Consider the following 26,278-nt stretch of genomic DNA (forward strand, 5'->3'; position numbering starts at 1 on the left):
GCAGGAGCGGCGACGACGACCCGGGAGCGGTTGGATCCCGCCGGGCATATGCCGTCGTCGAGGCGCGCGCGAACACGGTCGCGAACGGTGCTGGAGCGCACACCCCGGTGTCGACGGCGCCTCAGGCGCGGGACGGTGGGATGTACTCACTTCATAGCGGGGTCGAGGTTAGCAGACCCCGAGGCGCGTGAGAAGAGCGGATGCCGCGGCATCCGCCCTTCGAAGGTCAGGCCGTGATCTGCAGCGCGGCCGCGGTCCGGGAGAGCGAGGCCGCCGCGGCATCCGGGTCGTCGGAGAGCGTCGTGCCGTAGGACGGGATCATCTCGCGGATCTTCGGCTCCCACTCGGCCATGCGGTCGGGGAAGCACTTCTGCATGACCTCGAGCATGATCGGCACGGCGGTCGAGGCACCCGGCGAGGCGCCGAGCAGGCCGGCGATGGAACCATCCGCACCGCTGATCACCTCGGTGCCGAACTGCAGCACGCCGCCCTTCTTCGGGTCCTTCTTCATGACCTGCACGCGCTGGCCGGCCGTGATGAGCTCCCAGTCCTCGGACTTCGCCGTCGGCATGAACTCGCGCAGCGCCTTCATCTTCGCCTCGCGCGAGGCGAGCAGCTCGGAGACGAGGTACTTCACGAGGTCGAAGTTGCGCAGGCCCACCTGCAGCATCGGCACGAGGTTGTGCAGGCGGATCGAGAAGGGCAGGTCGAACCACGTGCTCGACTTCAGGAACTTCGGCGTGAAGCCCGCGTACGGCCCGAAGAGCAGCGAGGTCTCGCCGTCGACGACGCGCGTGTCGAGGTGCGGGACCGACATCGGCGGGGCGCCGACGGCGGCCTTGCCGTAGACCTTCGCCTGGTGCTGGGCGACGACCTTCGGGTTCGTGGTGCGCAGGAACTGGCCGGAGATCGGGAAACCGCCGTAGCCCTTGATCTCCGGGATGCCGGAGTGCTGGAGGAGCGAGAGCGCGCCGCCGCCCGCGCCGACGAACACGAAGCGCGCCCGCACGGTCTCGGGGGTGTTGCCGACGAGGTTGCGGATGCGCAGCTTCCAGGTGCCGTCCTTCTGGCGCTTCAGCCACGTGACCTGGTGGTCGGTGCGGATCTCGGCGCCGCGCGACTCGATGTCGCGGAGCATCTGGAGCGTGAGCGCACCGTAGTCGACGTCGGTGCCCGACTCGATGCGGGTCGCGGCGATCTTCGCCTTCGGGTTGCGCTTCTTGGCGAGGAGCGGCGCCCACTCGGCGATCGTGTCGAGGTCCTCCGAGTACTCCATGCCGGCGAACAGGGGCTCGCCGTCGAGCGCGTCGACGCGCTTCTTGAGGTACTCGATGTTCGACTTCCCGCGCACGAACGTCATGTGCGGCGTGGAGTTGATGAAGCTGTTCGGCTCGGACAGCGCGCCGGACTCGACGAGGTGCGCCCAGTACTGGCGGCTGACCTGGAACTGCTCGTTGATCGAGACGGCCTTCTCGGCGCTCACGGTGCCGTCGGCGGCCTCGGGCATGTAGTTCAGCTCGCAGAGCGCGGCGTGGCCGGTGCCCGCGTTGTTCCACGGGTTCGAGGACTCCTGGGCGACGCGGCCGAGGCGCTCGTAGAGCCGGATGCTCCAATCGGGCTGCAGCCTCGAGATCAGGGAGCCGAGCGTGGCGCTCATGATGCCCCCGCCGATCAGCACGACGTCGACGGTGTCCTCGGAATTCACGGGTTCCAGTGTATGGGCGTGCGGATGGACGCGATGACCACTGCGTCTCCGACGGATGTACGCGCTGACCAGCCCGGGCGCACGGTCAGAGCGCCTGGACGCCGCCCGCGACGAGCCCGACGCCTGCCGTGAGCAGCCCGATCGTGAGCGACGCGGCGCCGAGCCAGAGCAGCAGGATGGCGCGGTTCGGCTTCGCCGGATCGCGTCCGAGCACGGAGAGGAAGAAGCCGGCCGGCATGAGGATGGCGGCGATCGGCACGCCGAGACGGGCGACCCACAGCCATCCGTCGTCGAGTGCCGCATGCTCGAGCACGGCCAGGATCGCGACGGACAGCACGATGAGCACGCCCGCGTGCGCGTGCCCGGCGCGGAAGAAGGACTGCTGCAGCGGGTTCACCGGCGCGAGGCCGCGCGACACGCGGGTGAGGAACCATCCGCCGCTCTCGACGGTCACGAGCGCGAGCAGGAGCGCTCCGATGAGGATCGTGTCGATCGGCGACGGCATGGTGCGGCCCTCCGGGGTCGGTGACATGATTGGATAGTGTGACTCTCCAATATTAGAGAGTCACGCTATCCAATGCAAGGAGTCGACATGCGCATCTCCGGACTCGCCGACGCGTCGGGCGTCGCCGTCGCGACGATCAAGTTCTACCTGCGCGAGGGCCTCCTGCACCCGGGCGTCGCGACCTCGGCGACGCAGGCCACGTACGACGACTCGCACGTGCGCCGACTCCGCCTCATCCGGGCCCTGACCGGGCCCGTCGGGCTCAGCGTGCAGCAGGCCCGCGCCATCCTGGCCCTCGTCGACGACCCCGGCGACGACCTGTACTCGACGCTCGGCCGCGCCGTCGGCGCACTGCCCCCGTCGACCGCCGTCGCCGCCGCCGCCGACCCGGACCCGTACCCCCGCGCTCGTGCCGCACTCGAGGCGCTCGAGCAGGTCTACGACCCGCGCTTCCCCGCCGTCGCGCAGCTCGAGACCGCATTGGCTGCCGCCGAGGACGCGGGGCTGCCGATCAGCCCCGATCGACTGCTCGCCTACGGGCGCTCGCTGCGCGAGCTCGCCGCGTACGACGTCGAGCGGATGCCGCCGGAGCCCCGCGCCGCGGTCGAGTACACGGTGCTCGGCACGGCGCTGTACGAGCCGGTCGTCCTGGCGCTGCGCCGGCTCGCCCACCAGGACGTCGCGGCGCGCCTCGACCTCGCACCGTGACCGCCTGGCAGCACGAGACCCGGCCGCCACACGGCGACCGGGTCTCGTTCGATCGAATCGGTCAGACCGAGGTGGGGAGCTTCGCGGCGACGAGTTCCGCGATCTGCACGGCGTTCAGCGCCGCGCCCTTGCGCAGGTTGTCGTTCGAGACGAAGAGCACGAGTCCCTTGCCGTCGGGTGCCGACTGGTCCTGGCGGATGCGTCCGACGTAGCTCGGGTCGGTACCCGCGGCCTGCAGCGGCGTGGGGATGTCGCTCAGCGCGACGCCCGGGGCATCCGCCAGCAGCTCGGTCGCGCGCTCGGGCGTGATCGCGTTCGCGAACTCGGCGTGGATGGAGAGCGAGTGGCCCGTGAAGACCGGAACGCGCACGCAGGTGCCGGCGACGCGCAGTCCGGGAAGTTCGAGGATCTTGCGGCTCTCGTTGCGGAGCTTCTTCTCCTCGTCGGTCTCGAGGTCGCCGTCGTCGACGATCGACCCCGCGAGCGGGACCACGTCGAACGCGATCGGGCGCGGGAACTTCACCGGCTCGGGCATGGTGACGGCGCTGCCGTCGTGCACGAGCGCGATCGCGTCCTGCGCGACCGCGGCGCGTGCCTGCTCGAGCAGCTCCTCGCCGCCGGCGAGGCCGGCGCCCGACACCGCCTGGTACGTCGAGACCATGAGTCGCTCGAGCCCGGCCTCGTCGTGCAATACCTTGAGTACCGGCATCGCGGCCATGGTCGTGCAGTTCGGGTTCGCGATGATGCCCTTCTTCGCCTCGTCGATGGCGTGCGGGTTCACCTCGCTGACGACGAGCGGGACCTCGGGATCCATTCGCCAGCCGCTCGAGTTGTCGATGACCGTGACGCCGGCGGCGGCGAAGCGGGGCGCTTGAGCCTTCGAGAGCGTGGCGCCGGCGGAGAAGATCGCGATGTCCAGACCCGTGGGGTCGGCGGTCGAGGCGTCCTCGACGACGACGTCCTCGCCCTTGAAGGGCAGCGTCGTGCCGGCCGACCGCGCCGAGGCGAAGTAGCGGATCGAGGCGACCGGGAAGTCGCGCTCCTCGAGGAGACGACGCACGACCGCGCCGACCTGTCCGGTGGCGCCGACGACGCCGATGTTCACTCCGTGTGCCATGGTGCTTCCTCTCGTGGCATCCATCAAGTATTCAGGAGGTTCCGCGATGTGCAGGACCCCGGGTGGCCGATCGTCCGGCAATGGCAGGGTTCTCCTGATATCCGGCAGTCCGTCGACGGATGGCGCGTGCGGCACCGCGCCGCGGCATCCGCTCGGACTCAGCGGATCAGCGACCCGTTCCGGCGTAGACGACCGCGTCGTCGTCGCCGTCGAGGCCGAATGCGGTGTGCACCGCGCGGGCGGCGGCGTTGACACTGTCCGCGCGCGTGACGACCGAGATGCGGATCTCGCTCGTCGAGATCATCTCGATGTTGATGCCCGCCTCGTAGAGCGCCTCGAAGAGTCGCGCCGAGATGCCGGCCGCCGATCGCATCGCGGCGCCGACGAGCGAGAGCTTGCCGATCTGGTCGTCGTACTGCAGCGACTCGAAGCCGAGCGAGTCCTGCGCGTCGGAGAGGGACGTGAGCGCCTTCTCGCCGTCGGACTTCGGCACGGTGAACGAGATGTCGGTGCGCCCGGTCGCCGCGGCGGAGACGTTCTGGACGATCATGTCGACGTTCGCGTTGGTGCGCGCGACGATCTTGAAGATCTTGGCGGCGGCGCCCGGCACGTCGGGCACGCCGACGACGGTGATCTTGACCTGCCCGAGGTCGACGGCGACACCGGCGATGACGGACTCTTCCACAGCTTCTCCTTCGGGAAGGCGCTCGGGGTCGTAGACGATCGTCCCCTCGCTGTTGTTGAACGACGACCGCACGTGCAGCGTGACGCCGTGGCGTCGCGCGTACTCGACGGCGCGGATGTGCAGCACCTTGGCGCCGGAACCGGCGAGCTCGAGCATCTCCTCGCTCGTGATGCGGTCGAGCTTGTGCGCCTTCTTGACCACGCGCGGGTCGGACGTGAACACGCCGTCGACGTCGGTGTAGATCTCGCAGACGTCGGCGTCGAGCGCCGCCGCGAGCGCGACGGCCGTGGTGTCGCTGCCGCCGCGGCCCAGCGTCGTGATGTCCCGGGACTCGCGGCTGAAACCCTGGAACCCGGCGACGATGACGACCGCGCCCTCGTCGAGCGCCTCGCGGAGGCGCACGGGCGTGACGTCGACGATGCGGGCGGCGCCGTGCACGGAGTCGGTGATCATGCCCGCCTGGCTGCCGGTGAACGAGCGCGCGTCGTGCCCGAGGCTCTTGATGGCCATGGCGAGGAGCGCCATCGAGATGCGCTCGCCCGAGGAGAGCAGCATGTCGAGTTCGCGCGGGGCCTGGATCGGGGTGACCTCGTTGGCGAGGTCCATCAGCTCGTCGGTCGTGTCACCCATCGCGGAGACCGCGACGACGACGTCGTTGCCGGCTCGGCGGGTCTCGACGATGCGCTTGGCGACCCGCTTGATGCTCTCCGCGTCGGCAACGGACGATCCGCCGTATTTCTGCACGATCAAGCTCACGTAGGCGCTCCCGGGAGGTGTCTGGGCCGGGGAAACGTTCACCCGGCGCCGGAAGGTCCATCATACGGCGGCATGCATACGCCGCCCGCCATGTGACGGCGGGCTGGCGGTCGGGTCGTGCGACGGATGCCTCGGCGGCGTGCCTCGCGTCGTGGCCGACGGTCGGTGGGGCCGACTACCGGTCGCGCTCCATGTACCACTCGGTGAAGCGCGATGCCCGGCCGTCGGGTGCGAGGCGGATGACCCAGATGTTGTCGTAGAGCTTGGCGGCCGGGTAGTCGGTGCGGCCCTGCACGACGACGAGGTCGTCGGTCTCGGTGAGGACCTCCCAGTCGAAGTGCCAGTCGCCGGGCTCGTCGCGCGAGTCGAGCCATCCGGCGATGATCGCCTCGCGGCCGCGGAGCGCGTCCGGGTCGTCGGGGCTGAACTCGTACACGGCGTCGTCGGTGAAGAGCGCGGCGATGTCGTCGGCGTCGTTCGACTCCCATGCCCGGACGTAGCCTGCGACCCACTCGGTTCCTGCGCTCATGTGGTCCGTTCTACTTGCGCCGTGCGCACCCGTCAACGGGTGGATCCGGCCGCGCCGAGGGGTCAGCCGACGACGCGGCGACCCTCGAACGCGCGGCCGAGGGTGACCTCGTCGGCGTACTCGAGGTCGCCGCCCACCGGCAGGCCGGAGGCGAGTCGGGTGACACGGATCTCGAGGGTCGTGAGCAGGCGGCTGAGGTAGGTCGCGGTCGCCTCGCCCTCGAGGTTGGGGTCGGTCGCGATGATGACCTCGGAGACGGTGCCGTCGGCGAGGCGCTGCATGAGCTGGCGGATGCGCAGCTCGTCGGGGCCGATGCCGTCGATCGGGCTGATCGCCCCGCCGAGCACGTGGTAGAGGCCGCGGAACTCCCGCGTGCGTTCGATGGCGACGACGTCCTTCGCCTCTTCGACGACGCAGATGAGGCTCGCGTCGCGGCGCGGGTCGCGGCAGATCGAGCAGGTCGACTGCTCGGCGACGTTGCCGCAGATCTCGCAGAACTTCACCTTGTCGCGCACCTCGATGAGGATCTCGGCGAGCCGGGAGACGTCGAACTGCTCGGTCTGCACGATGTGGAACGCGATGCGCTGCGCCGACTTCGGCCCGATGCCGGGGAGGCGGCCGAGTTCGTCGATGAGCTCCTGGACGATGCCCTCGTACACGCGTTACCCCCGCTCGCCGAATCGGGCCTGCGGCGCCTCGACCTCTTCGAGGAAGGTGGCGCCGAGCAGGTCGCGCACGACGGCCTCGCCGTATCGCTGGATCGGCGGGGCGGCGCCCGCCGGCGCGCCCTGTGCGGGACGGGACGCCGGCCTCCGCGCGCCGCTTCGGGACGGCGCCGCCTGGGCCGGACGCGCGTCGGCCTCGGGGCCCGGCGCGTAGTCGGGCTCGGGGTCGAGTGGCGGGGCGTCGGCGTCGTCGAGCGGCGGGACGTCGTCGTCGGCGATCGCGGACGTCGATGCGGGCTCGACCGGCGCGGGCCGTTCCGCGACGGCGGTGCGCGCGGCCGACCGTGCGGCGGGGGCGGATGCCGCATCGTGCGCGGCCGACGTCGGATCCGACGCGGGGATGGCGACGGTCGCCCAGGAGTCGACCGGGCCGCTCGACCCGACCGGGGCCGCCGGAGTCGACGGACCGGTGCCGCCGCCGGGCGCGGAGGTGGTCGGCGCGGACGCGGGAGCGGCGGCCGACCCGGCGGGACGCGTCACCGGCGCGGACGGACCCGATCCCGGTTCGCTCGGCGCCCGACCGCCGTCGCGCGCCGGCTGGGTCGCCGACGACGGGGCGGCGGGTCCGCGGTCGGCCGCGCCGCCCGCTGACACCACGCGCGCGACGAACTTGACCCGCACTCCGAGGACCTCGGCGATGGCGGCGCGGAGCAGGTCGCCGACGCTCTGGCCGGGCGGACCGGAGCGGAAGCTGCCCATGTCGGACTCGCTGGGGAAGCCGACCACGAGCACGTCGTCGTCGCGGTACTCGAGCACCTGGGCCGTGAATGCGACCATCCACGCGCTGCGCTTCGTGCGCTGGAGCGAGGAGAGCACTTCGGGCCACGCGTCGCGCATCTGCTCGACGCTCACGGGACCGACGGGGCGCGCGGGCGTCGCCGACGGGGCGGACGCGGCGGGGGCGGGGTCGGCCGGGGCGTCAGCCGGACCGGTGCGCTCGGCGGGTTCGGCGGTCGGTGTCTCCCACTTCGGGGGCGATGACGGAGCAGGACGTTCCGCCACGGGCCTCTCCTCCGCAGGAGCGGGCGCCGGCGCGGGGGCCGCGGTGACGGGTGCGGGGCCACCGGCGGGCGACCGCGCGGCTCCGCCGTCCGCGGCATCCCCCACGCCCACGCGACGCTCGAGCCGCTCGACGCGTGCGAGCGCGCCCCGCTCGGTCTCATCGCTCGACGGCACGAGGACGCGAGCGAGCATGAGCTCGAGGTGCAGGCGCGGCGAGGTCGCGCCGGTCATCTCGGTGAGGGTCTGGTTGACGAGGTCGGCGACGCGCGAGAGCTCGGCGGCGCCGAACACCGACGCCTGGGTCGCCATCCGCGCGAGCTCGTCCGCCGGCACGCCGCGGAGCACCGCGGCCGCCGCTTCGGGGGTCGTGGCAGCGACGACGATGAGGTCGCGCAGCCGCTCGAGGAGGTCTTCCACGAACCGGCGCGGATCCTGTCCGGTCTGCATGACGCGGTCGGCGGCGGCGAAGGCGCGTGCCGCGTCGGCGGCCCCGATCGCCTCGACGACGTCGTCGAGCAGGGCGCCGTGCGTGTACCCGAGCAGCGCGACCGCGCGCTCGTAGCCGACCGTCGACCCCTCGGACCCGGCGATCAGCTGGTCGAGCAGCGACAGCGTGTCTCGCGGCGAGCCGCCGCCGGCGCGGACGACGAGCGAGAGCACGCCGGGCTCGACCTGCACGCCCTCTTCGTCGCAGAGCTTCTGCACGTAGTCGAGCATCGGCGCGGGCGGCACGAGGCGGAACGGGTAGTGGTGGGTGCGCGAGCGGATGGTGCCGAGCACCTTGTCGGGCTCGGTGGTCGCGAAGATGAACTTCACGTGCTCGGGCGGCTCCTCCACGAGCTTCAGCAGCGCGTTGAACCCCTGCGGCGTCACCATGTGCGCCTCGTCGAGGATGAAGATCTTGTAGCGGTCGCGGGCCGGCGCGAACACCGCGCGCTCGCGCAGGTCGCGGGCGTCGTCGACGCCGTTGTGGCTCGCGGCGTCGATCTCGACGACGTCGAGCGAACCGCCGCCGGCGCGGGACAGCTCGACGCAGCTCGGGCACACGCCGCAGGGCGTGTCGGTCGGTCCTTCGGCGCAGTTGAGGCACCTCGCGAGGATGCGGGCCGACGTCGTCTTGCCGCAGCCGCGCGGGCCGGAGAAGAGGTACGCGTGGTTCACCCGATCGGTGCGGAGCGCCGTCATGAGCGGCTCGGTGACCTGCGACTGGCCGATCATCTCGGCGAACGTCTCGGGCCGGTAGCGGCGATAGAGGGCGGTGACCACGCGTCAATGGTAGTCGCGGCATCCGACACCCTCGCCGCGGCAGCCGACCCACTCGCCCGTGGTCGCCACGCACCGCCGCAGGGCCTGCATCGCCGTCACGAGGGACGCGCCGGGCCGTTCGACCCGGCCGCGAGGTCGGCGGGCTGACATAGGATCGGTGGACCGCATCGGAGCGGACGCGCCATCCACCCGCCCCGGTGCACGACGACGGAGGTGGTCACGTGACGACGGGGGTCCGCACAGCCGAGCAGCTCGAGCGGTTCCGAGAACTCCTGCTCGCGGAACAGCGCGAGGCAGAGGAGCGCCTCGCCGAGCAGAGCGAGGGGATCACGGCCGTCCGCGCGGCGAGATCCGACACGTCGGTCGACGACGAGCACGACCCCGACGGCCCGACCATGAGCCAGGAGTGGTCCCAGCGCACGGCGGTGCTGCATGACGTCGAGCACGAACTGACCGACGTCGACCGGGCGCTGGCCCGCATCGACGACGGCACCTACGGCGTCTGCGAGCGCTGCGGCAACAAGATCACGGTCGCGCGCCTCGAGGCGCGTCCGACCGCGACGCTCTGCATCGACTGCGCGCGGCTCGTCCGCTGACTCGGCCTCAGCGTCGCGGCTCGACCGCGACGTCGACCGCGACGTCGACCCCGACCTCGTCGGCGTCCCGCGTGTCGGCGCCGGATGCCGCGTCCGGCGCCTCGGCGGCGGCCCCGCCGCCGCGGGCGCCCGACAGACCGTCGAACGCGCGCAGCACGAGCGGACTCGCGCCGAGCACGGTGTAGAGCACGGCGGCGCCCCCGACGACCGGTGCGAACCCGAACGCGTCCACCGCGGCGCCCGCGACGATCGCGCCGATCGGCATGGACGCCGCGACACCGGACGTGATGGCGCCGAAGACGCGGGCGCGCATGCCGTCGGGCACGACGCCGAACAGCGCCGTCGAGATCATGGGGTTGAGCGCGCCGGCCGCGAGGCCCGACAGCGCGAGCACGGCGAAGAGCACCTCGACGCCCACGCCGAGCGCCATCGCGGCGTACGGCGGCGCGCCCGCGAGCACGAAGCACGCGGCGAACATCAGCCGCCCCGATGCGCGATGCCCCACGAGCCCGAAGACGGCCGAGCCCGTCAGGGCGCCGGCGGCGAAGCATCCGATCATGAAGCCCAGCGCCGCCCGGTCCCCGAGCACCTGCGAGGCGTAGACGGGCTTCAGGACCGTCAGGCCCGCCGCGTCGATCGCATTGGTGAGGGTCACGAGCAGGACGACCGCGAGTGCGAGGGGCGTCCTGGCGATGAAGCGGATGCCGGCCACGAACCCGGCCGCGCTCTCCGCGGCGCTTCCATGCGCGCCCTCGGGTGGCCCGTCGGCGGTGGCGGACGGCGCCGAGTCGCCCTCCGCCTCGGCCGGCGCCGTGCCGAGCGCCGCGGAGATCCTCGCGCGCGAGGGCACCAGCAGCGCCACGAGGATCGCGGAGACCGCGAAGCCTGCGGCATCGGCCACCAGGGCCGTCATCGGCCCGGCGACGGCCACGAGCGTTCCGGCGGTGCCGGCGCCGATCATGGTCGCGGTGCGCTGCACGGCCGACTGGGCGCCCGCGGCGCGGGCGAGCGGGACGTGCGCCAGCGAGGCCAGGTCTGGCATGAGCACGGTCTTGGCGGTGTCACCAGGAGGGTCGAGGAGGCCGCCGAGGAAGACCAGCGCGAGGAGCATCGGGAACGAGAGCAGGCCCGCGGCGTCGAGGAGCGGGATCGCGAGCACGGTGACGCCGCTCGCGACGTCCGCCGCGATGCTGGAGGCCCGGTATCCGAACCGGTCGACGAGCACGCCGCCGAGGGCGCCGCCGATGACGAGCGGCACGGTCGCGAAGATGCCCGCGACGCCGGCGGCGAGCGGCGAGCCGGTCTGCTCCAGGACGATGAGCGGCACGGCCACGATCGCGATGGCGTTGCCGCCGAGCGAGAAGAGCTGCGCGGCGAACAGGGCCACGAGCGGCAGTCGACGACGCCTCGCCGGGACGGTCTCGTCCGGGGCGACCCCGCCCGGCGCGGATGGCGTGCTCATCCGCCGACCCTCGGGAAGACGTGGGTGATCCACCGCACCAGGCGCGTCCCGTCCGCCGGCTCGCGCCGCCGCGCCCACCACTTCTCGCGGACGGCCGCCAGTTCGGCGGCGAGCTCGCGGAACTCCTCGAGCGTGAGGTGCGCGGCTCCGTCGGACGAATCGCTGGATGCGATCCACTCGGGCTCGAGGGTCGCCTCGGCGTCGAGCGCGGCGAGCAGCTCGCGGTGGTAGCTCTCGAGCACGGTGCGGCGCAGGGCCTCGGATGCCGCATGGCGGGCCGGATCGTCGAGGAACTCGACGGCGTCCCAGCTCGTCATCTCGTGTGCGGCCCGCCACCAGCGTTCGCGGCGGTCGCGGGCGAGCTCGGGCGCCTCCTCGACGAAGCCGTGCTTGGCGAGGGTCGCCATGTGGTAGCTGACGGACCCGGCGGACTCCCCCGTCGTCGCTGCGAGCATGCCGACGGTGGCCGGGCCCTCCATGCGGAGGAGGCCGATGATCCGCAGGCGCATCGGGTGCGCCATCGCGCGCATCGGTCCCGGGTCGTGCAGGCGCACGTTCGATTCCGCCGTCGGACGTTCGGGATCGGCCATGTCGTCAGCATAGATCCACAAGAACTCTTGTACAAGGGTTCTTGTGGAATACGGGACGCAGGCGCGAACACCGAGCGCGTCCCGGTCTCAGCCGGCGACGACCTCGACCGTCTGCCGGGCGATCTCGAGCTCCTCGTTCGTCGGCACCACCAGCACCGCGGTGCGCGAGTCGTCCGTCGAGATCCGCCGGGCCTCCCCCGACCGCTCCGCGTTGCGCGCGGCATCCACCTGGACGCCGAACCCCTCGAGTCCGGCGAGCGACCTCGCGCGCACGTCGGCCGAGTTCTCCCCCACGCCGGCGGTGAACACGATCGCATCGACGCGGCCGAGCTGCGCCGCATAGGCGCCCACGTACGAGCGGATACGGTGGGCGTACACCCCGAGCGCGACGCGGGCCCGCTCGTCGCCGGAGTTCGCGGCCTCGGTGAGGTCGCGCATGTCGCCGTGCCCGCCGAGGCCGAGCATGCCGCTCCGCTTGTTCAGCAGGTCGTCGACCTCGTCGACCCCGAGCCCCGCGCGCCGCTGCAGGTGCAGCACCACGGCCGGGTCGAGGTCGCCCGAACGCGTGCCCATCGCGAGGCCCTCGAGCGGGGTCATCCCCATGCTCGTCTCGACCGAGCGCCCGCCGTCGACCGCACAGGCGGAAGCGCCGTTGCCGAGGTGCAGCACGACGAGCTTCAGCTCCTCGACCGGTCGCCCGAGGAACGCCGCCGCCCCGCGCGAGACGTACCGGTGCGATGTGCCGTGGAACCCGTAGCGGCGGATGCGGTGCTTCTCGGCGAGGTCGCGGTCGAGCGCGTAGAGATGTGCCTCCGACGGGATGGTCTGGTGGAACGCGGTGTCGAACACCGCCACGTGCGGCACCGACGGGAACGCGCGCTCCGCCGCCACGATGCCCGCCAAGTTGGCGGGGTTGTGCAGCGGCGCGAGCAGCGAGAGCTCGTCGATGTTGATCTTCACGAGCTCGGTGATGACGGTCGGCTCGAAGAACCGGGCGCCGCCCTGCACGACGCGGTGCCCGACCGCGACCGGCGCGTGCACCTCGAGCGACGGGCCGTGTTCGGCGAACGCCTGCAGCATCCACGCGAACGCCGCATGGTGGTCGGCGACCGCGACCTCCTCGCGGAAGGCCCGCCCCTCGGCGTCCGTGTGGGTCGCGCGACCGGATCCGGCGCCGATGCGCTCGACGAGCCCCGACGCGAGCGGCTCCCCCGCCGCCACGTCGACGAGCTGGTACTTCAGCGACGACGACCCGGAGTTGACGACGAGGACGACGGCCGAGGCATCCGCCCCGCTCACGACGCCGCCTGGATCGCCGTGATCGCCACCGTGTTCACGATGTCCTGCACCAGCGCACCGCGGGAGAGGTCGTTCACCGGCTTCCTGAGCCCCTGCAGCACCGGCCCGATCGCGACGGCGCCGGCCGAGCGCTGCACGGCCTTGTACGTGTTGTTGCCGGTGTTGAGGTCGGGGAACACGAAGACGGTCGCGCGCCCCGCGACGGACGAGCCGGGCAGCTTCGTGCGCGCGACCGCCGCGTCGGCCGCCGCGTCGTACTGGATCGGCCCCTCGACCGGCAGTTCCGGAGCGCGTTCGCGGACCAGCGCGGTCGCCCGTCGGACCTTGTCGACGTCGGCGCCCGACCCGGACTCGCCCGTGGAGTACGACAGCATCGCGACGCGCGGCTCGATGCCGAACTGCGCCGCGGTCTGCGCCGACGAGATCGCGATGTCGGCCAGCTGCTCGGCGGTCGGGTCGGGGACGACCGCGCAGTCGCCGTAGACGAGCACGCGGTCGGCGAGCGCCATCAGGAACACGCTCGAGACGACGTCGACGTCGGGCCGGGTCTTGATGATCTCGAAGGCCGGCCGGATGGTGTGCGCCGTCGTGTGCATCGCCCCGGAGACCATGCCGTCGGCGAGGCCGAGCTCGACCATCATCGTGCCGAAGTACGAGACGTCCTGCACGGTGTCGCGCGCCTGCTCGAGCGTCACGCCCTTGTGCGCACGGCGGCGCTGGTACTCGTCGGCGAACCGGTACACGAGCACGTGGTCGTGGTTCGAGAGCACCGTCGCCCGCGAGATGTCGAGGCCGAGGCCGATCGCACGCGAGCGGACCTCGATCTCCTCGCCGAGGATCGTGAGGTCGGCGACGTCGCGCGCGAGGAGCGTCGCGGCCGCGCGGAGGATGCGGTCGTCGTACCCCTCCGGCAGCACGATGTGCTTGCGCGCCTCGCGCGCGCGTGCCAGCAGGCCGTACTCGAACATCAGCGGCGTGACGACGTCGGTGCGGGCCACGTCGAGGCGGTCGAGCAGCTCCACGCCGTCGACGTGCTTCTCGAAGAGCGCCAGCGCGGTGTCGCGCTTGCGCTGCGACTCCGCGGCGAGCTTCCCTCGCGTCTGCGTGATCGCGAGCGCGGTGTCGTAGCTGGTGAGTTCGGTGCGGATGATCGGCAGGCCCGACTTCAGGCCCTCGATGAGCCGCTCGACGGTCTCGGAGACGGGGAACCCGCCGTTCAGCACGATGCCCGCGATCGACGGGAAGGTCGCCGAGGCGTGCGCCGTGAGCACGCCGAGGAGCACCTCGCTCCGATCGCCCGGGACGACGACGACGGCGCCCTCGGTGAGCCACGCGAGCACGTTCTCCATCGACATGGCCGCGACCACGACGCCGAGCGCCTCGCGCTCGAGGAGTTCGGGATCTCCCGCGTACAGCGTGCCGCCCACGGCCGTCATGACCGAGCGCATCGACGGCGCGACGAGGTACTGGTCTTCCGGGATCGCCCAGACCGAGGCGGATGACTCGGGGCCACCGGCGGCGCCCGACGCCGACCGCACCGCATCGACGATCGCCTCGAGCCGCTCGGGGTCGGCCCGGTTCGCGACCACGCCGAGGAGCGACGCGTGCTCGCGCTCGAGTTCCTCGACGGCGAGCTCGGTGATCTGGGCGAGTTCGTCGGGAGTGCGGGCGTCCGTGTAGCCCAGCCGTTCGCTCGCGCCGCGCCCCTGCGTGACGCGCCCGCCGACCACCAGGAGGACCGGTGCGCCGAGGTTCGCCGCGATGCGGGCGTTGAAGGCGAGTTCGGTCGGGCTGCCGACGTCGGTGTAGTCGGACCCGATCACCACGACGACGTCGCAGCGGGCCTCGACGGCCTTGAAGCGGCGGACGATCGTCGCCAGCGCGGCCTCCGGATCGGAGTGGACGTCGTCGTAGGTGACGCCGATCGCCTCGTCGTAGCCGAGCTCGATGACGCCGTCGTGGGCGAGCAGCAGCTCGAGCACGTAGTCGCGCTCCTCGGTGGAGCGTGCGATCGGGCGGAAGACGCCCGCACGGGTCGCCCGTCGACTCAGGGTGTCGAGCGTCCCGAGCGCCACCGTCGACTTGCCGGTGTTCCCCTCGGCGGAGCAGATGTAGATGCTGTGCGCCACCCCGAAAGCCTATCGAGGCGTCCTCCGGGCACGCAGGCGCTCGGGTCCCGGTTCCGGAACCCGAGCACCATTCGCCTATGCTGTTCGGACCCGACCCGGCGTCGGCCCCGACGACGCCACCCAGCACAGGAACCACCCGTGAACCCCATCGCCCTCATCGGAGCGGGCCCATCAGGTCTCGCCGGTGCCCGCGCGCTCAGCCGCGCCGGCATCCCATTCATCGGCTTCGAGGCCGGCCCCGACGTGGGCGGCCTCTGGAACATCGCCAACCCGCGCTCGACGATGTACGAGTCCGCGCACCTCATCTCGTCGCGCACGACGACCGAGTTCGCGGAGTTCCCGATGGACTCGACGGCCGACTACCCCGGCCACCGCGAGCTCCACCGGTACTTCCGCGACTACGCGGACGCCTACGGCCTGCGCGAGCACTTCCGCTTCGACACGAGGGTGACCGCGGTCGAGCCGGTCGACGGCGATGCGACCGGGGCGAGCGGATGGCGCGTCACCGCCGTCGACGCGGACGGCGCCACGACCGCGACCGAGCACCCGGCCGTCATCCTCGCCAACGGCACGCTCGCCGAACCGAACGTGCCGGACTTCCGCGGCGAGTTCGCGGGCGAGCTCATGCACACGAGCGCGTACAAGTCGCCCAAGGCGTTCGAGGGCAAGCGCGTGCTCATCATCGGCGCAGGCAACTCGGGCTGCGACATCGCCGTGGACGCCGTGCACCACGCGGCATCCGTCGACCTGTCGGTGCGCCGCGGCTACTACTTCGTACCCCGCTACCTGTTCGGCCGTCCGAGCGACACGCTCAACCAGGGCCGACCGCTCCCGGCGCGCCTCAAGCAGTTCGTCGACACGCGCGTGCTGCGCGCGTTCACGGGCGACCCGGTGCGATTCGGCTTCCCGAAGCCCGATTACCGCATCTACGAGTCGCACCCGATCGTCAACACGCTGATCCTGAACCACCTCGGCCAGGGCGACCTCCGCGTCGTCGGCGACATCGACCGGTTCGACGGATCGACCGTGCGCTTCGCCGACGGCAGCGCCGGCGACTACGACCTCGTCGTCCTCGCGACCGGGTACACGCTGGACTACCCCTTCGTCGAGCGCACCCACCTCAACTGGACGTCCGCCGCCCCGGAGCTCTACCTCAACGTCTTCCCGCCGAGCTTCAACGGCCTCTTCGTGCTCGGCATGATCGAGGCGTCCGGCATCGGCTGGCAGGGCCGCTACGAACAGGCCGAGCTCATCGCCGCCTACCTCGCGGCCCAGCGCGACGAGCCGGATGCCGCATCCCGCTTCCGCGACGCGGCCGCGAAGCCCTGGCCCGACCTCACGGGCGGATACCGCTACCTCGGCCTCGACCGCATGTCGTACTACGTGAACAAGGACGCCTATAGGCGGACGGTGAAGCGGCTGCTCCGGACGCTGCCGACGCCCGCGGCATCCGCCACCGACCGGGCCGCGAACCGAGGCGCCGCGCCGACGAGCGGCCCGGCGACCGGCGACCGGACGGCGAGGACTCGCGCATGAACATCGACGACGTCGTCCTCAACTTCGCGCCGGGCTCGATGATCGCACTGAACGTCGTGCTCGGCTTCATCATGTTCGGCATCGCGCTCGACACCTCGCCGGCCGACTTCCGCGCCGTGACGCGCGCGCCGAAGGCGATGCTCATCGCGCTCCTCGCGCAGGTCGTCCTGCTGCCCGCGGTCACCTTCGGGCTGACGCTGCTCCTCGACGTGCAGGCGTCGGTCGCGCTCGGCATGCTGCTCGTCGCCGCCTGCCCGCCCGGCAACATCTCGCAGGTGCTCACCTACCGCTCGCGCGGCAACGTCGCGCTGTCGGTGTCGATGACCGCGGTCGCGAACGTGGTCTACATCTTCGTGCTGCCGCTCAGCATCGCGTTCTGGGGCAGCATCCACCCCAAGGCGGCGGAGCTCGTGCAGGCCGTGAGCCTCGACGGCTGGCAGATGCTGCTCGACATCTTCCTCATCATCGGGCTGCCCTTCATCGTCGGCTTCGTCATCCGCGCCGTCTGGCCGCGGTTCGCGGCACGCGTGCAGCCCTCCGCGCGCTGGATCAGCCTGCTCGCGCTCGTCGGCTTCATCGTCGCCGCGCTCGTCGGCAACTGGGCGATCTTCATGGCGTACATCGGCGTGGTCCTCCTCGCCGTGTTCCTGCACGACGCGATCGCGCTCGGGCTCGGCTACGCCAGCGCCCGGATCGGCGGACTCGGCGTGCGCGACCGCAAGGCGATCACGTTCGAGGTCGGCATCCGCAACGCCGGCCTCGGCCTCGGCCTCGTCTTCTCGTTCTTCGGCGGGATCGGCGGCATGGCGGTCGTCGCCGGCTGGTGGGGCATCTGGGACATCATCGCCGGCCTCGCGCTCGCCACGATCTGGGCGCGGCGCACGCGACGGGCGGATGCCGCGGGCACGACCGACGCGGAGGCGGACGCCACCGCCGAGACCGCCGCCGACCCGGGGGCGACCTCGTGAGCCGGCGCATCCTCGTCACCGGCGGCAGCGGGTTCCTCGGCTCGAACGCGGTCCGCGCCCTGGCCTGGGACCCGGACGTCGAGCTCGTCGTCGCGGGCGACGTGCGCCCACCTGTGGCATCCGTGCCCGACGGCGTCGTCGTCGAGGCGTGCGACGTGACGGATGCCGCGGCCGTCGCCGACGTCGTCGGACGCCACCGCATCGACACGATCGTGCACCTCGCCGCGATCGTGAACCCCGGCGGGCTCGGCGAGGACGTGGAATACCGCGTCGATGTCGACGGCACCCGCAACGTGCTCGACGCCGCCGTCGCGCACGGCGTCCGCCGCATCGTGGTGTCCTCCTCGGGCGCCGCCTACGGCTACCACGCCGACAACCCGGAGTGGCTGACCGAGGACGACCCGATCCGCGGCAACCAGGAGTTCAGCTACTCCCGGCACAAGCGCATGGTCGAGGAGATGCTCGCCGACTACCGCACGCGGCATCCCGGACTCGGCCAGGTCGTGCTCCGCATCGGGACCATCCTCGGGCCGACCGTGGCGAACCAGATCACGGCGCTGTGGGAGGCCAAGCGCATCCTGCGGATCGCCGGCTCGGAGAGTCCGTTCGTCTTCGTGTGGGTCGACGACGTCGTCGGGGCCATCGTCCGCGGCGCCACCGGCGACGTCACCGGCGCCTTCAACGTGGCCGGCGACGGACGCGTGACCGTGACCGAGATCGCGGCCGCGCTCGGCAAGCCGACCGTGACCGTCTCGCCCGGGCTCCTCACCGCCGTGCTGCGCGTCGGCCGCGCGCTCCGGCTCACGGTGCACGGCCCGGAACGCGTCGGCTTCCTCCGCTACCGGCCCGTGCTCGACAACACGCGACTCAAGCGCGTGCTCGGCTACTCGCCGGAGCTGTCGAGCCGCGAGGCGTTCGAGGCCTACCTCGCGGTTCGAAGCGCTCGCGCTCTCGGGTAGACTGTCCGAGGCTCCTCACGTGGCGCCATCCAGGCCAACTCCCCCAGGGCGGAAACGCAGCAAGGGTAACCGGGCTCTGGCGGGTGCGTGAGGGGTCCCAGGAGGATTCGCCTAGTGGCCTATGGCGCACGCTTGGAAAGCGTGTTGGGTGAAAGCCCTCGGGGGTTCGAATCCCCCATCCTCCGCCGAAGAGATGAGCGTCGCGCCCGAAGGGTGCGGCGCTCATCTGCGTCTCCGGGCACCAGCGCGGCGCCGATTCGACCCCCGAACGGGAGTCGCCGCTTCGGTGAGGATCCATCATGATTCGTCCCAAACCGGAATGAACCGCGCCGCGACGACTCGGCAGCCCGCCGGCTCGGACGCGTCGCGAAGAGGGGGGACCATGTCCGGAACGATCCGCCGCCGCAGCGGCATCCTCGCCGCTTCGGCCGCCGTCGCGTTCGCCGCGACGGTCATCGCGGCACCGCCCGCGACCGCACGCCCGCTGGACCAGGGCACCTTCGTCGACGGGTTCTCGCTCACGGACGACGACTTCTGCGGCGCGGGAGTCGTCGTCGACGTCGAGGCCGTGCAGGAGGTGCGCTTCCTGTTCAACAGCCGCAAGCCCGGAACCGCGCCGTACTGGACGGCCAACGTCTGGGAGACGATCGTCTACTCGAACCTCGACGGCGACAGCGTCACGGAGGTCACCCGACTGGTCGACAAGGACCTGGCGATCACCGACAACGGCGACGGGACCATGACGATCCTCGTCCTGGCGACCGGCAACACCACGGTCTCCGACGAGTCGGGCAAGGCCATCGCGCGCAATCCGGGTCAGGTCCGGTACGAGGTCCTGATCGACTACGGCGACGACATCACCGACCCGTCGGACGACGAGTTCCTCGACTTCCTCGGGCTGGTCAAGGAATCGACCGGTCGCACCGACGACTTCTGCGCCGCCGTCCTGCCCGTCCTCGGGTGAGCACGGAGGAGCGGTCGGGCGCAAGTCCCCCTTAATGCCGAATGGCGCCGCCGCCGCCGTCGGAACATCATGGTTCCGATGTCAGTGGCAACGGTGAGAACGGGATACGGGGACGCAGGGGACTCCCGCACCGGCCAGGCAGGGGGCGGGGGTCTCAGGGTGCTCACCCTGAGACCCCGTCGCTCCTTGACCCGGTCCGTCGGGCTTCCGGTGATCGCCCTCCTCGTGCCCGTGCTGCTCACGGTCGCGTGGCTCGTCTCCCCGCTCGGGAGTGCCGCCGTGGGCCTCACCGCGGTGGTGGTCGTCGTCCTCGCCGCGCTCGGCGTCGCCGCGTACATCGGCTACCAGCGCACCGAGGTCGTCGCGAGCCCGCACGGCATCGTCGAGCGCGGGTTCCTGGGGCGCATCCACAGCGTCGCCCGTCGCGACATGGCCGGCGTGCTCCGCCTCGAGACGTACCGGGGCGACACGCTCGAGACCGTCAAGCAGCTGTTCGTCGTCGACGGCGACGGCCGCTGCCTGTTCCGCATGCGCGGCACCTTCTGGGACGACCGCTCGCTCGACACGATCGCCGAGATCCTCGGGCTCGAGGAGACGGTGCGCACCGAGCCGGTGACGCTGGCCGAGCTTCGCGCCTCGGACCCGTGCCTGCTCTACTGGTTCGAGGGACGCGGACTTCGCGCCTGAGCCGCCGGAATCGGCGGCCGGTTCGACCCGGTGATCACCGCGTCGCGATGCCGAAGCGCGGTGCGTCGGGCCGACTCGACGCCAGCTCGTGGAAGCCGAGTCGCTCGTAGAACGCGCGCGCGCCGACGTTCGCCGCGTCGATGCCCAGGTGCAGCGCGGGCGCGCCGCGCTCGGCGAGCGCGGCTCGGAGGGCGTCGATGAGCCGGCGACCGAGCCCACGCCCCTGCAGTTCGGGGAGCAGGTCGATGTGCAGGTGCGCGGGGTAGTCGTCGAGCTCGGGGATCCGCATGCGCTCGGGGTCGGCACCGTCCGCGACGAGCTGCGCCTCGGTGTACGCGGGTCGACGCGCGGTCGGCGGCGCGCCCGCGGGATGCCGCTCGCGGAATCCGGGGGCCCACTCGCGCGCGTACCAGTCGATGAAGTCCTCGGTATCGGCGATGCCGAGCACGTAGCCGCCGACCCGGCCGTCGAGCTCGACGACGAACGCGAGGTCGGGCGCGTACTCGACGTAGGGCAGGGCGTAGACCTCCGGCATGAGCGAGTCGTCCGAGTACGCGCCGGTCGCGTCGCCGCCAGCTGCGCCCGTCCTCAGGCACACCTCGGCGACGGCGTCCCGGTCCGCCGGACGATAGCGACGGACGACCGCCTCGCCCGCGCCGACGCTCGGTGCGGTCACTTCCGCTTCGCCATCCCGAACAGGCCCGTGAGCACCTGCGTGATCACCTTCTGCGTGGACTTCGAGCCGAGCACCTCCTCGAGGGCCGACCGCTGGGGGGTCCGCGAGCGAGAGCGCGACGAGGTCTGCCTGATGAGCCGGTCGTATTCAGCCTGCGCCTTCTTCTCCGCCTTCGCCCGGTCGGCCTCGATCTTCGCCTGCAGCTTCGCGTACTCCGCCTCGGCCTTCGCCCGGGCCTCGGCGGCGTCGGCCGCATCGGCCGCGGCCGCGGCATCCGCCATGCGCTTCGTCAGCAGCTCGTGCGCGGATTCACGGTCGATCGCCGTGCCGTACCTCGCGGTGAGGGGGGATGCCGCGACCGCGGCCTCGATCGCGGCATCCTCGCTCGGGGCCATCGACGCCTGCGGGGCGCGCAGGCGCGTCCAGGCGACCGGGCTCGGGGCGCCCTTCTCGTTCATGACGGTGACGATCGCCTCGCCGGTGCCGAGCATCGTCAGCGTCTCCTCGAGGTCGTAGCCCGAGTTCGGGTACGTCGAGACGGTCGCACGCAACGCCTTCGCGTCGTCGGGCGTGAAGGCACGCAGCTGGTGCTGCACGCGCGATCCGAGTTGGGCGAGCACGTCGCCCGGCACGTCCTTCGGGGTCTGCGTGACGAAGAAGACGCCGACGCCCTTCGAACGGATGAGCCGCACGGTCTGCACGACCTGCGCGAGGAACTCCTTCGAGGCGTCGCGGAACAGCAGGTGCGCCTCGTCGAAGAAGAACACGAGCTTGGGCCGGTCGAGGTCGCCGACCTCGGGCAGGCCCCCGTAGAGGTCGGCGAGCAGCCACATGAGGAACGTCGAGTACAGCGCCGGCTTGTCCGCGACGCCGGGCACCTCGAGCAGGCTGATCACGCCGCGGCCGTCGGGGCTCGTGCGGAGGAACTCGGCCGTGTCGATCTCGGGCTCGCCGAAGAACACGTCGGCGCCCTCGTCGGCGAACGCGATGAGCTCGCGCAGGATGACGCCGACGGTCGCCTTCGACAGGCCGCCGAGCCCCTCGAGCTCGCCCTTGCCCTCGTCGCTCACGAGGTAGGCGAGCACCGCGCGCAGGTCGTCGAGGTCGAGCAGTGCCAAGCCGTTCGCGTTCGCGTAGTGGAAGACCAGGCCGAGGCTCGACTCCTGGGTGCCGTTCAGGCCCAGCACCTTCCCGAGCAGCAGCGGGCCGAAGCCCGAGATCGTCGCGCGGATCGGGACACCCCGGCCGACGCCGCCGAGCGAGAAGAACTCCGTGGGGAAGCTCGCCGCCTCCCACGCCTGCCCGATGCCCTCGGTCCGCTTCAGCAGCTTCTCGCTGCCCGTGCCCGGCGTCGCGACGCCCGACAGGTCGCCCTTGACGTCGGCCGCGAACACCGCGACGCCGGCGGCCGCGAGCTGCTCGGCGAGCACCTGGAGCGTGCGGGTCTTCCCCGTGCCCGTCGCGCCCGCGACGAGGCCGTGCCGGTTGGTCATCGCCAGCGGGATGCGCACGGGCACGTCGGGCAGGGCCTCGCCGTTCACGAGCGCACCCATCTCGAGCGCCGGGCCCTCGAAGGCGTAGCCGGCGCGGATGCGGTCGACCTCGTTCGCATCGAGCGGTCCGGCGAACGCGGGTGGGACGGGTACTGTGGCGGCATCCGTCGTGCCGGCCGCGGACGCGGCATCCGTCGCCGCCGCAGCCGCGGCCTTCGCGAGCGCCGCGGCCTCCTCCGCCTTCCTGATCGCCGCGGCGGCCTGCTCCTGCAGCGCCGCCGCCGCTGCCGCCGCGGCCTCGGCCGCCTCCTGAGCCCGCTTCACCGCGTCGTCCGACATGGGCCCGATCCTAACGGCGCGCCGGGTCGTGCGCCGGGATACTGGGCGGGTGAGCGATCTCGGTCCCGTCGACCCCGGGAGAGCCGACGAAGCCGCGTGGCTGCGGCGATGGCGGCTCCGCCCGGACGGCGATCCGGCGACCACGACGACGAGTCGCCTGATCCCCGTCAGCACCGACGACGGAGCCCCGGCGATGCTGAAGATCGCGCACGAACCAGAGGAGGCGCGCGGTGCCGCCCTCCTCGACGCGCTCGACGGGCACGGTGCCGTCCGCGTCATCCGTCGCGACCATCACGCCCTGCTGATGGAGCGGGCCACCGGTCCCGGGAACCTCGTCGCGATGGTACGCGCCGGCGACGACGACGACGCCACCCGGATCGTGTGCGAGGTCGCCGACCGGATCCATGCCGAGACCGACCGCGTGCGCGCGCTCCCCGATCCGCCGGTCCTCGTGCCGCTCGAGGACTGGTTCCGCCAGCTGTTCGCCCACGCCGACGGGCTCGGTCCGCTGCATCGCGCGGGCGCCGACCTCGCGCGCCGCCGGCTCGACGACGAGCGCGAGCCGGTCGTGCTGCACGGCGACCTGCACCACGGCAACGTGCTCGACTTCGGCGCGCACGGCTGGCTCGCGATCGACCCGAAGGCACTGCTCGGCGACGCCGAGTTCGATGCCTGCAACCTGCTGTGCAATCCGTCGCACGAGCGTGCACTCGTGCGAGGCCGGCTCGCGCGCCAGTTCGGCGTCGCGGTCGAGGCGACCGGATTCGAGCCACGACGGCTGCGCGACTGGCTCGTCGCCTGGAGCGCGCTGTCGTCGACCTGGTTCGAGCTCGACGGGCGACCCGAGCGGGCGGAATCGGCGGCGCGCATCGGGGAGGTGGCCGCCGGCCTCGCGGTGTAGGCCGACCCCGCCTACTGCACGATCTCGAGCCCGGTGGCGTCCGCCGCCTGCTGCATCGAGCCGGCGTCGGTGACGTCGAGTCCGGCGCCCTCCATGAGCGCGGTGGCCTGCGCCGAGCGGTTGCCCGACTTGCAGTAGACGACGTAGTCGCCCTCGGCATCGAGCGCGGGGATCTCGGCGGCGAGCTGCCCCGAGGTGAGGTCGAGGTTGACCGCGCCGTCGAGGTGGCCGGCGGCGTACTCGGCGGGGGTCCGCACGTCGACGACGACGGTGTCGGCGCCGAGCTCGATGGGCTCGGCCGTCGCACAGCCGGTGAGTGCGAGCGCAGCGGCCGCGGCGCCGGCGGCGAGGGCGGCGCGGATGCCGCGGGCCGGGCGTGCGGGACGATCGGAACGGGTCGCGGCGGCGCCCGTGGAACGGTGAATCGTGGTCTCCATGCGATGAATAATACCCCAGGGGTATCTCATGCTAGAATCGGGGCATGGCTTCCGTGAACATCACCCACGACACGATCGAGTCGACCATCAAGGACAACGACATCGTGCTCCTCGACTTCTGGGCCGAGTGGTGCGGCCCGTGCCGCATGTTCGCCCCGATCTTCGAGTCCGCGTCGGAGCAGCACGCCGACGTCGTCTTCGGCAAGGTCGACACCGAGGCCGAGCAGGCGCTCGCCGCGGGCTTCCGCATCACGTCGATCCCCACGCTCGTCGTGTTCCGCGAGGGCATCATCGTCTTCGCGCAGCCGGGCGCGCTGAACGGCGCCCAGCTCGAGCAGGTCATCGAGGGCACCAAGGCGCTCGACATGGACGACGTGCGCCGCCAGCTCGCCGAGCAGCAGGCCGCCGCCGCAGCCCAGGCGTGAACCGCATCGTCCGCGCGCTCACCTCGCGCTCCTGCGCGGTGAGCCGCGGTGAACGGGTGCTCCGCGGCGCCATCGCGGTGTTCCTCGCCGCGTTCGCGGCATCCAACCTCGAGAACCTCTGGTGCGCGATCCCCGCAGGCATCTGCGCGACGTTCCTCGCGATCGGGGCGGTCACCGGATGGTGCCCCACGGACCTGATCTCCCGCTCCGCCCTCGAGACCGAGCCGAACGTGCTCGGCTACCCCGAGGCGCGTCGGCAGCTGCTGGGCTGAACGACCCGGCCGGACTCATGCCGGGCGTTACGCTGGGCCCATGATGACGGACGAGCCGCTCATCGGTCCGGTCGAGGCCCCCGACCTGCACGTGATGTCGTTCAACATCCGGCGACGCATGCCGCGGAACCGTCCGGGGAGCCCCGACCGCTGGGCGACCCGGAAGCCGCTCGTGCGCCGCCTCCTCGCCGCCGAACGGCCGACCGTGCTCGGGGTGCAGGAGGCGCTCGACGAGCAGGTCGAGGTCGTCGCCGACGCGCTCGGCGGGAGCCACCGGTGGGTGGGCACCGGACGCGATCCCGGCGGGCACGGCGAGGCGTGCCCCGTCTACTACGACGACGCTCGCCTCGAGCTCACGGAGTGGCGGCAGCTCGCGCTCTCCGCGACGCCCGATGAGCACGGCTCCCGATCCTGGGGCAACCTCACGCGCCGCGTCGTGGTCTCCGCGGAGTTCACCGACCGCGAGACCGGTGGGCGCCTGCACGTCTTCAACACCCACCTCGATCACCTCTCGCGCCGATCGCGGCTGCAGTCGGCGCTCATGATCGCCGGCCTCGCCCATGCCGCCCAGCTCGACGAGCCCGGGGCCGCGATCGTCGTCACCGGCGACTTCAACGCCGACGAGCGATCGGCCGTGCACCGCCGACTGACCGGCGACGGCGCCCTCCGCGACGCGTGGGACGTCACGGGCGAGCAGCTCACGCCCGAGTGGGGCACGTTCTCGAACTACGGTCCGCGCCGACGCGGCGGGCGCCGCATCGACCTGATCCTCGTCGGTGGCGCCGCCGAGGTGACGCACGCCGGCATCAACGCGGCGAGGTTCGAGGGGCGCGCGGCATCCGACCACGAACCCGTGCAGGCGGTGCTCCGGCACCGGTCGAACGACGAGGCGGCCGCCGGCCGCGAGGAGGCAGGGTGATGCGGAGCATCTGGGGCGGACTGACCCGACGTGCCGAGGGCCCGGGCGAGATCGCGGCCGACGTGCTGCGGCTCATCGCACTCGTCTGCATCCCGATCGCGGGCATCGGCTGGGGCCCGCTGGGGCTCGTCAGCCTCGCCTTCGTCGCCGCATGCATGGTGATCCCCCGGCTCCTGCACGTCCGGCCGGGACTCGACATCGCCTTCGGCGCCATCGCCCTCGTGTCCGTCTGGAGCAGCGTGACCGACCTCTACGTCAGCGTCCGCTGGTGGGACATCCCGATGCACTTCCTCATGAACGGGCTCGCCGCCGTGATCGCGGTCCTGCTGTTCGCCCGACTCCGACTCATCGCCGACCCGCTCCGACTCCCCCGACCCGTGGTCGCGGCGGTGCTCGTCACCACGGCGTTCGGGCTCGGGCTGGGGGTGATCTGGGAGGTGTTCGAGTGGTTCGGCAAGACCTTCATCGACGACGACATCTACGTCGACTACCGCGACACGATCGGCGACCTCGTCTGGGGTGGACTCGGCTCGGCGCTCGGCGGGCTCGCGCTGCCGGCGCTCGCCCCCGCGCCGGATCGGGCGGCGGTCCGGAGGCCCTGAGCACGCGGGGCGACCCGCGGGGCCCA

Annotated in this window: 26 protein-coding genes, 1 tRNA gene and 1 other RNA gene; 14 read left to right on the forward strand and 14 right to left on the reverse strand. The window is 72.0% G+C overall.

Translation table 11 applies throughout. The features are described 5' to 3' along the window. Positions 1–226 precede the first annotated feature (226 nt). Both ABME02_RS00555 and ABME02_RS00560 read right to left on the reverse strand, forming a co-directional pair. Entirely contained in the window at positions 227–1,705 is a 1,479-nt protein-coding gene (locus tag ABME02_RS00555; protein ID WP_353813315.1) for a malate:quinone oxidoreductase, read from the reverse strand. An 85-nt stretch (positions 1,706–1,790) separates the two neighbouring features. Continuing rightward, positions 1,791–2,237 carry a hypothetical protein gene (locus ABME02_RS00560; protein ID WP_353813316.1) on the reverse strand — a complete coding sequence of 149 codons (447 nt, stop codon included), beginning with the start codon at positions 2,235–2,237 and terminating at the stop codon, positions 1,791–1,793. Between the two features lie 60 nt (positions 2,238–2,297). Here ABME02_RS00560 and ABME02_RS00565 point away from each other — a divergent pair, with 60 nt between their 5' ends. Further along, on the forward strand, positions 2,298–2,918 hold the full coding sequence (locus ABME02_RS00565) for a MerR family transcriptional regulator (protein ID WP_353813317.1): 621 nt from the start codon (positions 2,298–2,300) through the stop codon (positions 2,916–2,918). Positions 2,919–2,979: 61 nt separating this feature from the next. Here ABME02_RS00565 and ABME02_RS00570 read toward each other — a convergent pair whose 3' ends face one another. The 5 genes from ABME02_RS00570 to ABME02_RS00590 all read right to left on the reverse strand — a co-directional run bounded on the left by ABME02_RS00570 (position 2,980) and on the right by ABME02_RS00590 (position 8,998). Next, positions 2,980–4,035: an aspartate-semialdehyde dehydrogenase gene (locus ABME02_RS00570; RefSeq protein ID WP_353813318.1), complete on the reverse strand. Its 1,056-nt coding sequence runs from the start codon at positions 4,033–4,035 to the stop codon at positions 2,980–2,982. 166 nt (positions 4,036–4,201) lie between these two features. Continuing rightward, positions 4,202–5,476, reverse strand: coding sequence for an aspartate kinase (locus ABME02_RS00575; RefSeq protein ID WP_353813319.1), 1,275 nt, complete (start codon positions 5,474–5,476; stop codon positions 4,202–4,204). A gap of 175 nt (positions 5,477–5,651) precedes the next feature. Continuing rightward, complete coding sequence (locus tag ABME02_RS00580; protein ID WP_353813320.1) at positions 5,652–6,005, reverse strand: nuclear transport factor 2 family protein; 354 nt, start codon at positions 6,003–6,005, stop codon at positions 5,652–5,654. A 62-nt stretch (positions 6,006–6,067) separates the two neighbouring features. Beyond that, positions 6,068–6,664: a recombination mediator RecR gene (gene recR / locus ABME02_RS00585; RefSeq protein ID WP_166548388.1), complete on the reverse strand. Its 597-nt coding sequence runs from the start codon at positions 6,662–6,664 to the stop codon at positions 6,068–6,070. 3 nt (positions 6,665–6,667) lie between these two features. Beyond that, positions 6,668–8,998: a DNA polymerase III subunit gamma and tau gene (locus ABME02_RS00590; protein ID WP_353813321.1), complete on the reverse strand. Its 2,331-nt coding sequence runs from the start codon at positions 8,996–8,998 to the stop codon at positions 6,668–6,670. A 221-nt stretch (positions 8,999–9,219) separates the two neighbouring features. Here ABME02_RS00590 and ABME02_RS00595 point away from each other — a divergent pair, with 221 nt between their 5' ends. Further along, the gene (locus ABME02_RS00595; RefSeq protein WP_353813322.1) at positions 9,220–9,594 is read left to right on the forward strand and encodes a TraR/DksA family transcriptional regulator; all 375 of its coding nucleotides are present in this window, start codon (positions 9,220–9,222) and stop codon (positions 9,592–9,594) included. Positions 9,595–9,601: 7 nt separating this feature from the next. Here the strand turns inward: ABME02_RS00595 and ABME02_RS00600 are convergent, their stop codons facing one another. The 4 genes from ABME02_RS00600 to pta all read right to left on the reverse strand — a co-directional run bounded on the left by ABME02_RS00600 (position 9,602) and on the right by pta (position 15,074). Further along, complete coding sequence (locus ABME02_RS00600; protein ID WP_353813323.1) at positions 9,602–11,056, reverse strand: MFS transporter; 1,455 nt, start codon at positions 11,054–11,056, stop codon at positions 9,602–9,604. Beyond that, positions 11,053–11,646, reverse strand: coding sequence for a helix-turn-helix domain-containing protein (locus tag ABME02_RS00605; RefSeq protein WP_353813324.1), 594 nt, complete (start codon positions 11,644–11,646; stop codon positions 11,053–11,055). The genes ABME02_RS00600 and ABME02_RS00605 overlap by 4 nt, the downstream gene beginning before the upstream one ends. An 87-nt stretch (positions 11,647–11,733) precedes the next feature. After that, positions 11,734–12,945 carry an acetate/propionate family kinase gene (locus tag ABME02_RS00610; protein ID WP_353813325.1) on the reverse strand — a complete coding sequence of 404 codons (1,212 nt, stop codon included), beginning with the start codon at positions 12,943–12,945 and terminating at the stop codon, positions 11,734–11,736. Beyond that, positions 12,942–15,074 carry a phosphate acetyltransferase gene (gene pta, locus ABME02_RS00615; protein ID WP_353813326.1) on the reverse strand — a complete coding sequence of 711 codons (2,133 nt, stop codon included), beginning with the start codon at positions 15,072–15,074 and terminating at the stop codon, positions 12,942–12,944. Before pta ends, ABME02_RS00610 begins: the two co-directional genes overlap by 4 nt. Positions 15,075–15,212: 138 nt before the next feature. Between pta and ABME02_RS00620 the strand changes: the two genes are divergently transcribed. The 7 genes from ABME02_RS00620 (at position 15,213) to ABME02_RS00650 (ending at position 20,188) form a co-directional block, all read left to right on the forward strand. After that, positions 15,213–16,610 carry a flavin-containing monooxygenase gene (locus ABME02_RS00620; RefSeq protein ID WP_353813327.1) on the forward strand — a complete coding sequence of 466 codons (1,398 nt, stop codon included), beginning with the start codon at positions 15,213–15,215 and terminating at the stop codon, positions 16,608–16,610. Further along, positions 16,607–17,578: a bile acid:sodium symporter family protein gene (locus ABME02_RS00625; RefSeq protein WP_353813328.1), complete on the forward strand. Its 972-nt coding sequence runs from the start codon at positions 16,607–16,609 to the stop codon at positions 17,576–17,578. The genes ABME02_RS00620 and ABME02_RS00625 overlap by 4 nt, the downstream gene beginning before the upstream one ends. Then, complete coding sequence (locus ABME02_RS00630; RefSeq protein ID WP_353813329.1) at positions 17,575–18,537, forward strand: NAD-dependent epimerase/dehydratase family protein; 963 nt, start codon at positions 17,575–17,577, stop codon at positions 18,535–18,537. The genes ABME02_RS00625 and ABME02_RS00630 overlap by 4 nt, the downstream gene beginning before the upstream one ends. Before the next feature lie 6 nt (positions 18,538–18,543). After that, an RNA gene (gene ffs / locus ABME02_RS00635) (signal recognition particle sRNA small type) lies at positions 18,544–18,640 on the forward strand. Next, a tRNA-Ser gene (locus ABME02_RS00640) sits at positions 18,638–18,722 on the forward strand. Before ffs ends, ABME02_RS00640 begins: the two co-directional genes overlap by 3 nt. A gap of 197 nt (positions 18,723–18,919) precedes the next feature. Next, the gene (locus tag ABME02_RS00645) at positions 18,920–19,501 is read left to right on the forward strand and encodes a hypothetical protein (protein ID WP_353813330.1); all 582 of its coding nucleotides are present in this window, start codon (positions 18,920–18,922) and stop codon (positions 19,499–19,501) included. 186 nt (positions 19,502–19,687) lie between these two features. After that, positions 19,688–20,188, forward strand: coding sequence for a hypothetical protein (locus ABME02_RS00650; RefSeq protein ID WP_353813331.1), 501 nt, complete (start codon positions 19,688–19,690; stop codon positions 20,186–20,188). Positions 20,189–20,222: 34 nt separating this feature from the next. Here the strand turns inward: ABME02_RS00650 and ABME02_RS00655 are convergent, their stop codons facing one another. Continuing rightward, entirely contained in the window at positions 20,223–20,864 is a 642-nt protein-coding gene (locus ABME02_RS00655) for a GNAT family N-acetyltransferase (protein WP_353813332.1), read from the reverse strand. After that, positions 20,861–22,696: a helicase HerA-like domain-containing protein gene (locus ABME02_RS00660; protein ID WP_353813333.1), complete on the reverse strand. Its 1,836-nt coding sequence runs from the start codon at positions 22,694–22,696 to the stop codon at positions 20,861–20,863. The genes ABME02_RS00655 and ABME02_RS00660 overlap by 4 nt, the downstream gene beginning before the upstream one ends. Before the next feature lie 49 nt (positions 22,697–22,745). Here ABME02_RS00660 and ABME02_RS00665 point away from each other — a divergent pair, with 49 nt between their 5' ends. Beyond that, a complete protein-coding gene (locus ABME02_RS00665) occupies positions 22,746–23,597 on the forward strand; it encodes an aminoglycoside phosphotransferase family protein (protein ID WP_353813334.1) in 852 nt (283 codons plus the stop codon). 11 nt (positions 23,598–23,608) lie between these two features. On the opposite strand, the gene ABME02_RS00670 is transcribed toward ABME02_RS00665, so the two are convergent. Further along, the gene (locus tag ABME02_RS00670; protein WP_353813335.1) at positions 23,609–24,034 is read right to left on the reverse strand and encodes a rhodanese-like domain-containing protein; all 426 of its coding nucleotides are present in this window, start codon (positions 24,032–24,034) and stop codon (positions 23,609–23,611) included. 44 nt (positions 24,035–24,078) lie between these two features. Between ABME02_RS00670 and trxA the strand changes: the two genes are divergently transcribed. Genes trxA through ABME02_RS00690 form a run of 4 tightly spaced genes read left to right on the forward strand, consistent with a single transcriptional unit; the run spans position 24,079 to position 26,252 of the window. Then, the gene (gene trxA, locus ABME02_RS00675; RefSeq protein ID WP_129235775.1) at positions 24,079–24,459 is read left to right on the forward strand and encodes a thioredoxin; all 381 of its coding nucleotides are present in this window, start codon (positions 24,079–24,081) and stop codon (positions 24,457–24,459) included. Further along, a complete protein-coding gene (locus tag ABME02_RS00680) occupies positions 24,456–24,731 on the forward strand; it encodes a YgaP family membrane protein (protein ID WP_353813336.1) in 276 nt (91 codons plus the stop codon). Before trxA ends, ABME02_RS00680 begins: the two co-directional genes overlap by 4 nt. Before the next feature lie 40 nt (positions 24,732–24,771). Then, positions 24,772–25,650 (forward strand): endonuclease/exonuclease/phosphatase family protein, encoded by an 879-nt coding sequence (locus ABME02_RS00685; RefSeq protein WP_353813337.1) that lies wholly within the window; start codon positions 24,772–24,774, stop codon positions 25,648–25,650. Beyond that, positions 25,650–26,252 (forward strand): DUF2238 domain-containing protein, encoded by a 603-nt coding sequence (locus tag ABME02_RS00690; RefSeq protein ID WP_353813338.1) that lies wholly within the window; start codon positions 25,650–25,652, stop codon positions 26,250–26,252. Before ABME02_RS00685 ends, ABME02_RS00690 begins: the two co-directional genes overlap by 1 nt. Positions 26,253–26,278 lie beyond the last annotated feature (26 nt).

It is taken from the genome of Agromyces zhanjiangensis, from assembly GCF_040496055.1.
In the GTDB taxonomy this organism is placed as follows: domain Bacteria; phylum Actinomycetota; class Actinomycetes; order Actinomycetales; family Microbacteriaceae; genus Agromyces; species Agromyces zhanjiangensis.